General features: G+C 72.6%; 16 protein-coding genes. All 16 read left to right on the forward strand.

The genetic code is table 11. The features are described 5' to 3' along the window. The first annotated feature begins 67 nt into the window (after positions 1 to 67). The 16 genes from rpoZ (at position 68) to lgt (ending at position 13,991) form a co-directional block, all read left to right on the forward strand. Entirely contained in the window at positions 68 to 322 is a 255-nt protein-coding gene (gene rpoZ / locus IR155_RS03045; protein WP_055988299.1) for a DNA-directed RNA polymerase subunit omega, read from the forward strand. A 115-nt stretch (positions 323 to 437) separates the two neighbouring features. After that, positions 438 to 1,625 (forward strand): methionine adenosyltransferase, encoded by a 1,188-nt coding sequence (metK, locus tag IR155_RS03050; RefSeq protein WP_135113079.1) that lies wholly within the window; start codon positions 438 to 440, stop codon positions 1,623 to 1,625. Positions 1,626 to 1,649: 24 nt separating this feature from the next. Next, positions 1,650 to 3,644 (forward strand): primosomal protein N' family DNA-binding protein, encoded by a 1,995-nt coding sequence (locus IR155_RS03055; protein ID WP_135113081.1) that lies wholly within the window; start codon positions 1,650 to 1,652, stop codon positions 3,642 to 3,644. A gap of 81 nt (positions 3,645 to 3,725) precedes the next feature. Continuing rightward, entirely contained in the window at positions 3,726 to 4,649 is a 924-nt protein-coding gene (fmt, locus tag IR155_RS03060; RefSeq protein WP_135113083.1) for a methionyl-tRNA formyltransferase, read from the forward strand. After that, entirely contained in the window at positions 4,649 to 6,118 is a 1,470-nt protein-coding gene (locus IR155_RS03065) for an RsmB/NOP family class I SAM-dependent RNA methyltransferase (RefSeq protein ID WP_135113085.1), read from the forward strand. The genes fmt and IR155_RS03065 overlap by 1 nt, the downstream gene beginning before the upstream one ends. Before the next feature lie 22 nt (positions 6,119 to 6,140). Continuing rightward, positions 6,141 to 6,818: a ribulose-phosphate 3-epimerase gene (gene rpe / locus IR155_RS03070; protein ID WP_135113087.1), complete on the forward strand. Its 678-nt coding sequence runs from the start codon at positions 6,141 to 6,143 to the stop codon at positions 6,816 to 6,818. Positions 6,819 to 6,911: 93 nt separating this feature from the next. Continuing rightward, entirely contained in the window at positions 6,912 to 7,175 is a 264-nt protein-coding gene (locus tag IR155_RS03075; protein WP_135113089.1) for a phosphoribosyl-ATP diphosphatase, read from the forward strand. Positions 7,176 to 7,216: 41 nt separating this feature from the next. Further along, positions 7,217 to 8,056, forward strand: a complete 840-nt coding sequence (hisG, locus tag IR155_RS03080; protein WP_135113091.1) for an ATP phosphoribosyltransferase — start codon at positions 7,217 to 7,219, stop codon at positions 8,054 to 8,056. Positions 8,057 to 8,058: 2 nt separating this feature from the next. Further along, complete coding sequence (hisF, locus tag IR155_RS03085) at positions 8,059 to 8,820, forward strand: imidazole glycerol phosphate synthase subunit HisF (RefSeq protein ID WP_135113093.1); 762 nt, start codon at positions 8,059 to 8,061, stop codon at positions 8,818 to 8,820. Then, positions 8,817 to 9,230, forward strand: coding sequence for a phosphoribosyl-AMP cyclohydrolase (hisI, locus tag IR155_RS03090; protein WP_135113095.1), 414 nt, complete (start codon positions 8,817 to 8,819; stop codon positions 9,228 to 9,230). Before hisF ends, hisI begins: the two co-directional genes overlap by 4 nt. Next, a complete protein-coding gene (locus tag IR155_RS03095; protein WP_233441080.1) occupies positions 9,227 to 9,814 on the forward strand; it encodes a Trp biosynthesis-associated membrane protein in 588 nt (195 codons plus the stop codon). The genes hisI and IR155_RS03095 overlap by 4 nt, the downstream gene beginning before the upstream one ends. 111 nt (positions 9,815 to 9,925) lie before the next feature. After that, on the forward strand, positions 9,926 to 10,156 hold the full coding sequence (locus IR155_RS03100) for an HGxxPAAW family protein (RefSeq protein ID WP_135113096.1): 231 nt from the start codon (positions 9,926 to 9,928) through the stop codon (positions 10,154 to 10,156). Positions 10,157 to 10,158: 2 nt separating this feature from the next. Beyond that, positions 10,159 to 10,935: an indole-3-glycerol phosphate synthase TrpC gene (gene trpC / locus IR155_RS03105; protein ID WP_135113280.1), complete on the forward strand. Its 777-nt coding sequence runs from the start codon at positions 10,159 to 10,161 to the stop codon at positions 10,933 to 10,935. Positions 10,936 to 10,997: 62 nt separating this feature from the next. After that, complete coding sequence (trpB, locus tag IR155_RS03110) at positions 10,998 to 12,215, forward strand: tryptophan synthase subunit beta (protein ID WP_233441089.1); 1,218 nt, start codon at positions 10,998 to 11,000, stop codon at positions 12,213 to 12,215. Continuing rightward, positions 12,212 to 13,003: a tryptophan synthase subunit alpha gene (gene trpA, locus IR155_RS03115; RefSeq protein ID WP_233441081.1), complete on the forward strand. Its 792-nt coding sequence runs from the start codon at positions 12,212 to 12,214 to the stop codon at positions 13,001 to 13,003. The genes trpB and trpA overlap by 4 nt, the downstream gene beginning before the upstream one ends. Before the next feature lie 10 nt (positions 13,004 to 13,013). Then, entirely contained in the window at positions 13,014 to 13,991 is a 978-nt protein-coding gene (gene lgt, locus IR155_RS03120) for a prolipoprotein diacylglyceryl transferase (RefSeq protein WP_135113102.1), read from the forward strand. Positions 13,992 to 14,075: the final 84 nt, after the last annotated feature.

Here is a 14,075-nt window from a genome sequence, read left to right on the forward strand (position 1 = left end):
CGCATCCAGATCCGCCGACGCCGATCGTCTTCCACGCGACTGCCGTCGCCCAGCCAGGAGGTTCCGCATGACCACGGAGAACAAGGGCATCATCGACCCGCCCATCGACGAGCTGCTCGACAAGGTCGACTCGAAGTACCAGCTCGTGATCTACGGCGCGAAGCGCGCCCGCCAGATCAACGACTACTACACGGATCTCCACGAGGGGAACCTGTTCGACAACGTCGGCCCGCTCGTCGACTCGTCGGTCGAGGACAAGCCGCTGACGATCGCGCTCCACGAGATCCACCAGGACAAGCTGCGCCTGCGTCACGCCGAGTGACACGCGCCTGACCTGATGTCGGTGGTCGCCCCCATCATGGGTGGCGACCACCTTCTCGTCTGAGCCCTGTCACCGGTCGCACACCGCCCGCCGAAACGCCTCGCCTAGGAGCAGCATGAGCCTTCGCCTCTTCACGTCGGAGTCCGTCACCGAGGGTCACCCCGACAAGATCTGCGACCAGATCTCCGACAGCATCCTCGACGGCCTGCTGGCGCAGGACGCCGAGAGCCGCGTCGCGGTGGAGACGCTCGTGACGACCGGCCTCGTGCACGTCGCCGGCGAGATCCGCACCGAGGCGTACGTCGAGATCCCCGCGATCGTGCGCGGTGTGATCAACCGCATCGGCTACACGTCGAGCGACATGGGCTTCGACGGCGACTCCTGCGGCGTCAGCGTGTCGGTGGGTGAGCAGTCGAGCGACATCGCGGCGGGCGTCGACACGGCGCTCGAGACGCGCGAGGGCTCGTCGGATCACTACGACGAGCTCGGCGCGGGCGACCAGGGCATCATGTTCGGCTTCGCGGCGAACGAGACACCGCAGCTCATGCCGATGGCCGCGTGGGCCTCCCACCGCCTCGCCGAGCGGCTCACCGAGGTGCGCCGCAACGGCGAGATGCCCTTCCTGCGCCCCGACGGCAAGACGCAGGTCACGCTCGGCTACGAGGGGTTCACGCCGAAGACGGTCGACGCCGTCGTGGTGTCCACGCAGCACCACCCGAAGATGACACAGGACGAGATCCGCGCCGAGGTCGAGGAGCGCGTGATCCGCCCCGTGCTCGAGCAGACGGGCCTCGACTTCGAGGGCGTGAAGCTCTACATCAACCCCGCGGGCCCGTTCGTCACCGGCGGCCCCAAGGGCGACGCGGGGCTCACCGGCCGCAAGATCATCATCGACACCTACGGCGGCGCGGCGCGCCACGGCGGCGGCGCGTTCAGCGGCAAGGACCCGTCGAAGGTCGACCGCTCGGCCGCCTACGCGATGCGCTGGGTCGCCAAGAACGCCGTCGCCGCGGGCCTCGCCGAGCGCCTGGAGGTGCAGGTCGCGTATGCGATCGGCAAGGCGAACCCGGTCGGCCTGTACGTCGAGTCGTTCGGCACGGGCGCCGTGTCCGACGACGTGATCGTCGACGCGATCCGGTCGGTGTTCGACCTGCGGCCCGCCGCGATCATCGAGCAGCTCGACCTGAAGCGCCCGATCTACGCGCAGACCGCCGCGTACGGTCACTTCGGCCGGGAGCTGCCCGATTTCACGTGGGAGCAGACGACGCGCGTCGACGACCTGCGTCGCGCCGCCGGCCTCTGACCCGAGCGGACAAGGGGAGCCGTCGTGTCGCGCCGCGTCGCGCGCGTGCTGATCGACTCGCCGCTGCCCCAGCTCGACCGGCTGTTCGACTACGCGATCCCGGATGAGCTGGCCGGCGAGTGCGTTCCGGGCGTCCGGATCAAGGCGCCGCTGCGCACCGCCGGCCGCGTCGTCGACGGGTACGTGGTCGAGATCGGCGACGAGGCAGACGGCGACAGGCCGCTGTCCGAGCTCGACTCCGTCGTGTCGGCGGCCGAGGTGCTGCCGCCGCGGCTCTACGCGCTCGCCCGGCGCGTCGCCGACCGTGCGGCGGGGTCGGCGGTCGACATCCTGCGGCTCGCGATCCCGAAGCGCCAGGTACGGGTCGAGAAGCAGTGGCTCGCGGGCGACCCGCCGCCGGCTCCGGTGGTGCCTCAGGGTCGGGTGGAGGCCGCCCACGCGCTGCTGGCGGCGTACCCCGGGCTCGCGGAGGGGCTCGAGGAGTCCGGCCGCCTCGCCGTGGACGCGCCGCCCCGGCTCGAGGGTGCCCGTCCGGCGTGGACCGCGCTGATCTCGGCCGCGGCGACGGTGGTGCTCGCCGCCGGGCGCTCGGTGGTGCTCGTGGTGCCCGACCACCGCGACCTCGACGCGCTGCACGGCGCGCTGCTCGAGACGCTGCCCGCCGACGCGGTGGTGCGTCACGACGCCCAGCAGACCGGGCCCGAGCGCTATCGGGGGTTCCTCCGGACGCTCGCCGATGCGCCCTGCGTGGTCATCGGCAACCGCTCGGCCGTGTACTCGCCCGTCGCGCGGCTCGGACTCATCGCGCTGTGGGACGACGGCGATCCCCTGTACGAGGAGCAGCTCGCGCCCTACGTGCACGCCCGCGACGCCGCTCTTGTGCGCCAGGAGCTCGCCGACCCAGACTCGGGGGAGACCCCGGCCCTGCTGCTGGCCGGGCACACGCGCACGGCCGACGTGGAGCGGCTGGTGGCGCTCGGCTGGGTGCGCGACGTGCCGGCCGCCCGGCGCTACGCGCCGAACGTCATCCTGAGCGCGCTGAACGAGAGCGAGCGTCCCGGAGCCCGCATCCCGTCGGCGGCGTTCCGCGCGGCGCGTGAGGGCCTCGAGCACGGCCCGGTGCTCGTGCAGGTCGCGCGGCCCGGGTACGCCCCGACCCTGGTGTGCGCCGACTGCCGTGCTCCCGCGCGCTGCCGGCACTGCGGCGGCCCTCTGCATGCTCCCGGCCGGGGCGCGACCCCGGTGTGCGGCTGGTGCGGCCGCTCGGCCACCGCATGGACGTGCGCGGCGTGCTCCTCGCCCCGCGTGCGCCTCGCCTCATCCGGCAGCGAGCGGACGGCGGATGAGCTGGGGCGCGCGTTCCCCGGCGCGCGCGTCATCGTCGCGGATAACGCCCATCCGGTGCTCGAGGTCGACGACCGTCCCGCCCTTGTGGTCGCGACGCGCGGCGCCGAACCCATCGCCCAGGGCGGGTACCGGGCGGTGCTGCTGCTCGACGGCGACAGGATGCTGCAGGCGCCGGAGCTGAGGATCGGCGAGGCGTGCCTCCGGTGGTGGTCGAACGCGGCGGCACTGGCGGCCCCGGGGGCTCCCGTCCACCTCGTCGGTGTGGGCGGCGCGGTCGGGCGGGCGCTCGCGACCTGGACGCAGGCCGCCTACGCCCGCGCCGAGCTCGCCGACCGCGCGCCGCTGCGGATGCCGCCCACGGCCCGCGTCGCACGCATCGAGGGCGACGTCGCGGCGGTCGATCGCGCGCTCGCGACCCTCCGCGCCGACGTCCCCGAGCTGCCGGCCGACGCGGTCCTCGGGCCCGTGCCGCTCGATCGCCAGGGGTGGCCGGGCGCGCGGGCGCTCATCCGCTTCGACTACTCCCGGGGAGCCGCCGTCGCCGCGAGCCTGCGCGCGTCGGTCGTGACCGAGGCAGTGAACGCGCGCTCGTCGCGCCGGGGCTCGGCGAAGTCGCGGGCGCCGCGGAATATACTCACGGCCAGGCTCGACATCGTCGAGCCGGAGTTGTGAATGGCACCGGATGAGCCCCGCGGAGCGGGTGAGACGCAGGCCGGTGCGCCGCGAGACGGGGGAGCAGTGACCGCTGAACGCATGAGGATCGTGTTCGCCGGGACGCCGTCGGTGGCGGTCCCGTCGCTGCGCGCGCTGCACGCCGCCGGCCACGACATCGCCGCCGTGGTCACCCGCCCCGACGCACCGCTGGGACGCAAGCGCGTGATGACGCCCTCGCCGGTGGCCGCCGCGGCCGCGGAGCTCGGTCTTCCGGTCATCAAGGCCGCGCGGCTGGATGCCGAGGCCACCGAGCGGATCACGCAGCTGCAGCCCGAGCTCGCGGTCGTCGTCGCCTACGGCGGCCTCGTCAGGGAGCCGCTGCTGTCGCAGCCGCCGCATGGCTGGATCAACCTTCACTTCTCGCTGCTGCCGCGCTGGCGCGGGGCGGCGCCGGTGCAGCGCGCCCTGATCGCGGGCGACCGCGTGACGGGTGCCGCGGTGTTCCGGCTCGTGCCCGAGCTCGACGCCGGCGACGTGTTCGGCGAACTGCGTTACGACGTCCCGGAGGACGCGACGGCGGGCGACGTGCTGGATGCCCTCGCCGAGAGCGGCGCCGGGCTGCTGACCGAGGTCGTCGCCGGCATCGCCGCGGGCACGGCGGTCGCGACCCCCCAGGTCGGCGAGCCGACGCACGCGGCGAAGCTGACGATCGACGACGGACTGCTCGCGTGGAGCGAGCCGGCGGAGCGCGTCCTCGACCGGTTCCGCGGGGTGACCCCCGAGCCGGGGGCCCACACGACGCTCGACGGCGCCCGGTTCAAGATCCTCGCCGCCCGCCGCGCCGACGGCGCCGGCCACCTGGCGCCCGGCGAGGTCGCCCCGGTCGCGGGCGGCATCCTCGTCGGGACGGGCACCGATCCGATCCTGGTCGAGCGGGTGCAGCCGGCCGGCAAGGCGGCGATGGGCGCGAGCGACTGGGCCCGCGGCACGCGCGGCACCGTCGTGCTGGGAGGCGAGGCCTGATGGTCGAGCATCGCGAAGGCGGCGCCCGCCGGGGCGACGGGCACCGCACGTCGTCCCCGGCGCCGCGGAATCGCCGCGCACAGCGGCCGAGCGCCAAGGCCTGGCACCAGGTGCAGCCCGCGCGCCGCGTGGCGTTCGCCGTGCTGCGCGCCGTGCAGGATTCGGACGCCTACGCGAACCTGCTGCTTCCGCGCGAGCTGGAGCGGGCGGGGCTCTCGGGCGGAGACGCCGCCCTCGCCACCGAGCTGACCTACGGCACGCTTCGGCGCCTCGGCACGTACGACGCCGTGATCGCTCTCGCGGCCGACCGCGACCCGGCAACGGTCGATGCGCCCGTGCTCGACGCGCTGCGTCTGGGCGTCCATCAGCTGCTGGCGACCCGCGTTGCCTCCCACGCCGCGGTGAACGAGTCCGTCGAACTCGCACGTGAGAAGGCTGGGGCCGGCGCCGCGGGCTTCGCCAACGCCGTCCTCCGGCGCGTGGCGCGGGAGAACCCGGGCGACTGGCTCACGCGCATCGCGGACACAGCGCGATCGGATGACGAGCGCATCGGGCTCGAGTCGTCGCACCCAGTCTGGATCGTCCGCGCCCTGCGTCGCGCGCTTGCCGCCGAGGGGCGTGCGGACGAGCTCGACGACCTGCTCGACGCTCACAACGTCTCGCCGCGCGTGACGATGGCCGCGCTGCCCGGCCTCGCCGAGACCGACGGAACCCGCACGCCCTACTCGCCGGTCGGCTTCCGTCTCCGCGCCGGCGACCCCGAGCCGCTCGTCCGCGCCTCGGGCGGCACCGTGCGCGTGCAGGACGAGGGGTCGCAGCTCGTCGCCCTGGCCCTGACCCGGCTCGCCCCGGTCGAGCCGGGGGAGCGGTGGCTCGATCTCTGCGCGGGCCCGGGTGGCAAGACGGCGCTCCTCGCGGCCGAGGCACTGGCTCACGGCGCGCACCTGGATGCGAACGAGCTCGTTCCCGCCCGCGCCGGTCTCGTGCGCAAGGCGATCGCCCCGATCCCCCTGCAGGTCGACGTCTCGGAGGCCGACGGGCGCGAGCTCGCTGCCGAGCGCGCGGGGACGTACGACCGCGTCCTCGTCGACGCCCCCTGCACCGGTCTCGGCGCCCTGCGCCGGCGGCCGGAGGCGCGCTGGCGCAAGCAGCCGAGCGACGTCGCGGATCTGGCCGTGGTGCAGGCGGGGCTGCTGCGCGCCGCGTTCGCCGCGCTGAAGCCGGGCGGCACCGTCGCGTACGTGACGTGCTCACCGCATCTCGCCGAGACGTCCGCGATCGTCGCGCAGGTGCGCGAGGAGCTGGGGGACGCGGTCGAGGAGCTCGACGCCCGCGCCGTGCTGCGGCGCGTGTCGCGCGGCGCCATCGACCTGCCCACGCCGGCGTCGGGTGCGGGGAGCGCGCAACTGTGGCCGCACCGCCACGGCACCGACGCGATGTTCCTCGCCCTGCTCCGCAAGACCCGCTGATCCGATCCGGAGGACCCGATCGATGTCGCTACCTGACGCCCCCCGCATCAACCCGAGCATCCTCGCGGCCGATTTTGTGAACATGCAGTCCGAGCTCGCGCGGATCGCGTCGGCCGATTTTGTGCACGTGGACGTGATGGACAACCACTTCGTGCCGAACCTCACGTTCGGGCCGCAGATGGTCGAGCGGATCCAGGCGACGAGCCCCGTGCCGCTCGACGTGCATCTGATGATCGACGATCCGGACCGCTGGGCTCCCGGCTACGCCGAGCTCGGGGCCGCGTCGGTCACCTTCCATCTCGAGGCCGCCGCCGAACCGGTCGCGCTGGCCCGGCGGCTGCGCGAGATCGGCGCCCGCGCGGGCGTGGCGGTCAAGCCGGGCACCGAGGTGGACGGCCTCCTCGAGCACCTCCACGAGTTCGACCAGATCCTGGTGATGACGGTGGAGCCCGGCTTCGGCGGGCAGGGCTTCATGCCGGAGACGATGCCGAAGCTGCGCCGTCTCGCCGACGAGACCCGCCGCCGTGGGGCGGACGTCTGGCTGCAGGTCGACGGCGGCATCGCCGCGGGCACCATCGCGCAGGCCGCGGAGGCGGGCGCCGACACCTTCGTCGCCGGATCCGCCGTGTTCGGGGCCGACGACATCGACGGCGCGATCGCGGGCCTCCGCTCCCTCGCCGCCCACGCCCACGCGCACTGACCCCTGCCGTCCCGACACAGTACCCTCGTGCGAGCGAAGCCGGTGCCCGACCGCGTGCGACGCGGGAGCGAAGCGAGCGGATAAACTCACGGGGTGAAGACTTTCGATGCCCTGTTCGCCGAACTGAGCGAGAAGGCTCAGACGCGCCCCGAGGGCTCGGGAACCGTCGCGCAGCTGGATGCCGGCGTCCACGCGATCGGCAAGAAGATCGTCGAGGAGGCGGCCGAGGTCTGGATGGCCGCCGAGTACCAGTCGGACGACGAGGCCGCCGAGGAGATCTCCCAGCTGCTCTACCACCTGCAGGTGATGATGATCGCGAAGGGCCTGACGCCGGCCGACGTCTACCGACATCTGTGAGCTCGCCTCCAGCCCTGTCGACCCCCTTCCCGAAAGCTGACATGCTCCGCATCGCCGTCCCGAACAAGGGATCCCTGTCCGAGACCGCCGCCGAGATGCTCGCCGAGGCCGGCTACGCCGGTCGTCGCGACTCGAAGCAGCTCCACCTCATCGACTCGGCCAACGACGTCGAATTCTTCTTCCTCCGTCCGCGCGACATCGCCACGTACGTCGCGCTCGGCGCGCTCGACGTGGGCATCACCGGCCGCGACCTCCTGCTCGACGCCCGCATGCCCGCGCGGGAGATCGAGACCCTCGGATTCGCACGGTCGACGTTCCGGTTCGCGGCGGTGCCCGGCCGGTTCGCGGATGTCGCGGCACTCGACGGCGCGCGCATCGCGACGTCGTACCCCGGCCTCGTCGACTCGTTCCTCGACAGCCACGGCGTGGCGGCCGACCTCGTCCCGCTTGACGGCGCCGTGGAGTCCGCGATCGAGCTCGGCGTCGCCGACGCCATCGCCGACGTCGTCGAGACGGGCACGACCCTGCGCCAGGCGGGTCTCGAGATCTTCGGCCCGGTCATCCTCGAGTCCGAGGCGGTGCTGATCCAGGGTCCGCACGAGCGCTCCGGCGTCGACACGCTGCTGCGCCGGCTGCGCGGCGTGATGGTCGCCCGCCAGTACGTGATGGTCGACTACGACCTCCCCGCGAAGCTCGTCGACCGCGCGGTCGAGATCGCCTCGGGAATCGAGTCGCCCACGGTCTCGCCGCTGCGCGATCCCGAGTGGGTGGCGGTGCGCGTGATGGTTCCCCGCAAGGGCGTCAACCGGGTGATGGACGATCTGTACGAGCTCGGCGCGCGCGCCATCCTCGTCACCGCGATCGACAACGCGAGGCTCTGACGATGAGCGTGGTCACGCGCGTCATCCCGTGCCTCGACGTCGCCGCCGGTCGCGTCGTCAAGGGCGTGAACTTCGAGAACCTGCGGGAGATGGGCGATCCCGTCGAACTCGCGCGCGAGTACTTCGAACAGGGCGCCGACGAGCTCACCTTCCTCGACGTGACCGCCACGGTCGACGAGCGCGCGACGATGTACGACGTCGTCCGGCGCACGGCGGAGGAGGTGTTCATCCCGTTGACGGTCGGCGGTGGCGTCCGCACGACCGACGACGTGGCGCGCCTGCAGGGCGTCGGGGCCGACAAGGTGGGAGTGAACTCCGCCGCCATCGCGCGCCCCGACCTGCTCAGCGAGATCGCCGACCGCTTCGGCGCGCAGGCGCTCGTGCTGTCGCTCGACGTGAAGCGGTCGTCTCGGACGCCCTCGGGATTCGTCGTGACGACCCACGGCGGCCGCACCGAGACCGACCTGGATGCCCTCGCGTGGGCCCGCGAGGCGATCGACCGCGGCGCGGGTGAGCTGCTGGTCAACTCGATCGACGCCGACGGCACGAAGCAGGGTTTCGACCTCGAGCTGATCCGCCTGATGCGCGAGCTCTCGAGCGTTCCCGTGATCGCGTCCGGAGGAGCGGGTGCCCCCGAGCACTTCCCGCCGGCGGTGACCGCGGGCGCCGATGCGGTGCTCGCCGCCAGCGTGTTCCACTCGGGCCAGCTGACGATCGACGATGTGAAGCGCGCGCTGCGCGCGGAGGGGATCGACGCGCGATGACTGATCCGGTTGCTGAGCGAGCAGAAGCGAAGAGCGCCGAGCATGACCTCGAGGAGCGGATCGCTCGCGTCGCGTTCAACGCCGACGGCCTCGTGCCGGCGATCGTGCAGCAGTGGGACAGCGGCGAGGTGCTGATGCTCGCTTGGCTCGACGCCGAGGCGCTGCGCCGCACGCTCACGACAGGCCGTGTCACGTACTGGTCCCGCTCGCGTCAGGAGTACTGGCGCAAGGGCGACACCTCGGGCAACATCCAGCGGGTCGTCTCCGCGAACCTCGACTGCGACGGCGATGTGGTGCTGCTGAAGGTCGAGCAGACCGGGCCGGCCTGCCACACGGGCACCCGCACCTGCTTCGACGGCCGCGACCTCGGCGCGGTGGCAGCCGACCTCGACGGGACCCCCGCGACGTGAGCCTGCGCACACGCGCCCGTCCGCTCACGGTCGTCGCCATCCTGGCGGCGGGCGCGATCGGGCTGATCGGCTCGACCCAGACCTGGGCCGTCGCGACGCTCGCTGACGGCGATCTGCCGGTCTCCGGGGCGATCGCGGTGCCCGTGCTGCAGCCGCTGATGCTCACCGCACTCGCACTCGGGCTCGTGCTGACCCTTGTCGGGCGCGTGCTCCGCTACGTCCTCGGTGCCCTGGCCGTCGTCGTCGCGGGCGCCGTGATCGCGCTGTCGGCGCCGATGCTGGGCGCGCCGCCGCTGTCGGCCGTCGCCCCCGCCGTGACCGAGCGCACCGGCCTGGCGGGAACGGAGGCGGTGGCGGGCGTTGTGCACGACGTCGCGGCGACGCCGTGGCCCCTCGTCACGATCGTCGCCGCTGTGGTGCTCGGACTCGCGGGACTGGCGGTGCTGGCGACCGCGCACCAGTGGACCCGCGGCGGGCGCCGCTATGCCGCGACGGCCGAGCCGGTCGCCCGCACGGAGGACACGACCCTGGATGCCGTCGACTCCTGGGACGATCTGTCCCGCGGCGACGACCCGACCCGCTGACAGCGGCCGAGGGACGACATCCTGGGCGTCGGCCGTCCGCCCGCATCGGATGGCACCCCGCGCGCCCGATAGACTTTCGGAGGTCCCACGCATCGAAGGAGCACATACGCGATGAGCAACCACACCGACGACCCCGGTCACGGACACTCGCCCGCCGCCTGGACGGCCGTCATCATCATGCTGGTGGCGATCTCGCTCGGCACGGTGGCCCTGTTCATCGACGTCTGGGTGCTCTTCTGGGTGGCCGTCGGTCTGCTCGTGGTCGGCGCTCTCGTGGGCTGGATCATGACCAAGGCCGGCTACGGCGCCAACGGACCGAAGTACACGTCGAAGGCCCACTGATGCTGCTCGCCGACCTCACGGCCGGCGCGGTGGAGGACGCGGAGAACCGCAGGCTCACCCGCCCGCTGGCGGAGGTCGAGAGCGCGGCTCTCGCTCAGCCGCCCGCGCGCGACGCCCTCGCCGCGCTCGCACCCGCCGCACGCGTCCGCATCATCGCGGAGGTGAAGCGCGCCAGCCCGTCGCGCGGCGACCTCGCCGCCATCCCGGATCCCGCCCACCAGGCAGGGCTCTACGAGCAGGGCGGCGCCTCGGCGATCAGCGTGCTCACCGAGCAGCGCCGGTTCAAGGGAAGCCTCGCCGACCTCACCGCGGTGCGGCAGGCGGTCTCGGTGCCGGTGCTGCGCAAGGACTTCATCGCCACGCCGTACCAGGTGCTCGAGGCACGGGCAGCGGGTGCCGATCTCGTCCTGCTGATCGTCGCGGCGCTGGATCAGCCGGTGCTCGCCGAGCTCTACGGCCTCGTCCGGGAGCTCGGGATGACCCCCCTCGTCGAGGCGCACAGCGCCGACGAGGTCGCCCGCGCCGCGGACCTCGGCGCCGCCCTCATCGGGGTGAACGCGCGCGACCTGTCGACGTTCGAGCTCGACCGCGATCTGTTCGGCCGGCTCGTGGAGAAGATCCCGGCGGGCGCGATCAAGGTCGCCGAGTCGGCGGTGCTGACGCCCGCCGACGTCTCCCACTACCGCGCGGCGGGCGCCGACGCGGTGCTCATCGGCGAGGCGCTCGTGACGGGCGACCCCGTGGCCACTCTCAACGTATTCCTGGAGGCCGGATCGTGAGCGACACCACAAGCCTGCGCGACCAGCACGGCCCGTTCTTCGGCGACTTCGGCGGGCGGTTCATGCCCGAGTCGCTCGTCGCGGCCATCGACGAGCTCGCGCTCGCCCACGCCGAGGCGATCGCCGATCCCGCCTTCCGCGACGAACTCGCCGAGCTGCTCGCCGACTACGCCGGCCGCCCGTCGGCTCTGACCGAGGTGCCGCGCTTCGCCGAGCACGCCGGGGGAGCGCGCGTGTTCCTGAAGCGCGAGGACCTCAACCACACGGGCTCGCACAAGATCAACAACGTGCTCGGCCAGGCGCTGCTCACCAAGCGCCTCGGCAAGACCCGCGTGATCGCCGAGACCGGTGCCGGTCAGCACGGCGTCGCCACGGCCACCGCCGCCGCGCTGTTCGGCCTCGAGTGCACCATCTACATGGGCGAGGTCGACACCGAGCGCCAGGCGCTGAACGTCGCTCGGATGCGCCTGCTCGGCGCCGAGGTCATCCCGGTGACGACCGGATCGCGCACCCTCAAGGACGCGATCAACGAGGCATACCGAGACTGGGTCGCGAGCGTCGAGACCACCAATTACATCTTCGGCACCGCGGCGGGCCCGCACCCGTTCCCCGCGATGGTGCGCGACTTCCAGAAGATCATCGGCGAGGAGGCGCGCGCCCAGCTCATCGAGCGCGCCGGGCGCCTCCCGGATGCGGTCTTCGCCTGCGTGGGCGGCGGCTCGAATGCGATCGGCATGTTCGACGCGTTCCTCGACGACGAGGGAGTGAAGCTCTACGGCGTCGAGGCCGCCGGCGACGGCGTCGACACCCCGCGTCACGCGGCGTCGATCGAGCGCGGTCGCCCCGGCGTGCTTCACGGATCGCGGACGTACGTGCTGCAGGACGAGGACGGCCAGACGATCGAGTCGCACTCGATCTCGGCCGGCCTCGACTATCCGGGCGTCGGCCCCGAGCACTCGTGGCTCGCCGACATCGGGCGCGCCGAGTACATCCCCGCGACGGACGACGAGGCGATGCAGGCGCTGCGCCTGCTCAGCCGCACCGAGGGGATCATCCCCGCGATCGAATCGGCGCACGCGCTCGCGGGCGCCCTCCGGATCGGCCGCGAGCTGGGCCCGAACGCGATCATCGCCATCTGCCTCTCGGGCCGGGGCGACAAGGACATGGACACCGCCGCGCGCTACTTCGAGCTGTACGACGACGCGCAGGCCGCGCAGGAACACGGGACCCAGGGGGCGCAGGCATGCGATGTGCTGAGCGAGCGGAGCGAGTCGAAGTGAGTGTGGTGGAGGACGCGATCGCGAAGGCGCACGCGGAGGGACGCGGCGCGTTCGTCGGCTACCTGCCCGTCGGCTACCCCGACCTGCAGACGAGCATCGACGCGGCCGTCGCCCTCGCCGAGAACGGCGTCGACATCATCGAGCTCGGCCCGCCCTACAGCGACCCCGTGATGGACGGCCCCCTCATCCAGGAGGCCACGCAGGCGGCTCTCGCGGCGGGCTTCCGCACGCGTGACCTGTTCACGGCCCTGCGCGAGATCACCGCGCGCACGGATGTGCCGGTCCTCGTCATGACGTATTGGAACCTCGTCGTGCAGTACGGCGTCGACCGCTACGCGGACGACCTGGTGGCTGCGGGGGCCGCAGGCGTCATCACGCCGGACATCACCCCGGAGGCGGCACCCGAGTGGATCGCCGCCAGCGAGCGCACGGGTCTCGATCGCGTGTTCCTCGCCGCCCCGAGCTCGACCGACGAGCGGCTCGACCTCGTCGTCCGCAACACAACGGGCTTCGTCTACACGGTGTCGACCATGGGCATCACGGGCGAGCGCGCGCAGCTCGACGCGGCGGCCCGCACGCTCGTCGAGCGTCTGCGCGCCCACGGTGCCGGGCGCGCGTGCGTCGGCATCGGCATCTCGACGGCCCAGCAGATCTCGGACGTCCTGACGTACGCGGACGGCGCGATCGTCGGCACCGCCCTCGTCCGCGCGCTGCGCGACGGCGGCGTCGAGCAGCTCGCGGCCGTCACGCGCGAGCTGGCGTCCGGTACCCCGCGTCCGTCGAACTAGACTCGGCATCATGCTGTCTTCCGCGCTCGCGTCCGTCGTGACGAGCATTCCCAGCCCGCCGATCAGCTACATCGACCTCGGCCCGCTGCGCATCCACTTCTACGCGCTGTGCATCATCGCCGGCATCGTCGTCGCGACGCTGATGACGAACCACCGGCTCACGAAGCGCGGTGCCGAGCCGTGGGTCGTCATCGACATCGCGCTGCTCGCCGTGCCGCTCGCGATCATCGGCGCTCGCATCTTCCACGTCCTCACGCACCCCGGCTTCTACTTCGGCGAGGGCACGGACATCTGGGCGGTCTTCCGCATCTGGGAGGGCGGCATCGCGATCTTCGGCGCGCTCATCGGCGGCGCCGTGGGCGCCTGGCTTGGATGCCGCTGGACCGGCGTGAGGTTCTGGACGTTCGCCGACGCGCTCGCCCCGGGTCTGCTGCTCGCCCAGGCGATCGGCCGCTTCGGCAACTGGTTCAACCAGGAGCTGTTCGGCTGGCCGACCGACCTTCCCTGGGGCCTCGAGATCGACCCGGAGAACACGGCAATCCCGGAGGGCCTGCCCGAGGGCACGCTCTTCCACCCGACCTTCCTCTACGAGGTGATCTGGAACGTCCTGGGCGTCATCTTCCTGCTCTGGATCGGCAACCGCCTGCGCCTGCAGTGGGGCCGCCTGTTCGCGCTGTACCTGATCTGGTACAGCCTCGGACGCATCGTGTGGGAGTCGATTCGGATCGACCCGAGCGAGATCTACCTCGGCCTGCGCACCAACGTGTGGGCGGCCATCCTCGGCGTCGTCGTCGGCATCGCGATCCTGGTCGTGCAGCGCCGACACCTCGGTGTCGAGCCCTCGCCGTACATGCCCGGACGCGAGCGAGGCGACGGCGACGCGCTACACTCGGAGGACCCCACCGACTTCGTCGACGTCAGCGAACCGCCTGCGTCGGAGGTCATCCACCACCAGGCCGCCGCCACAAGCACCGCCGCCGCGAAGTAGCACGCAGCTCCCTACGGAGCGGGCGTTCCTCTCGCGGCCGCTTGCGGCGACGTACCTCTCTGCAGCAGTACAGGGCCGATGTCG

Origin of the sequence: Microbacterium paludicola, from assembly GCF_015235415.1 — a bacterium.
GTDB lineage: Bacteria > Actinomycetota > Actinomycetes > Actinomycetales > Microbacteriaceae > Microbacterium > Microbacterium paludicola.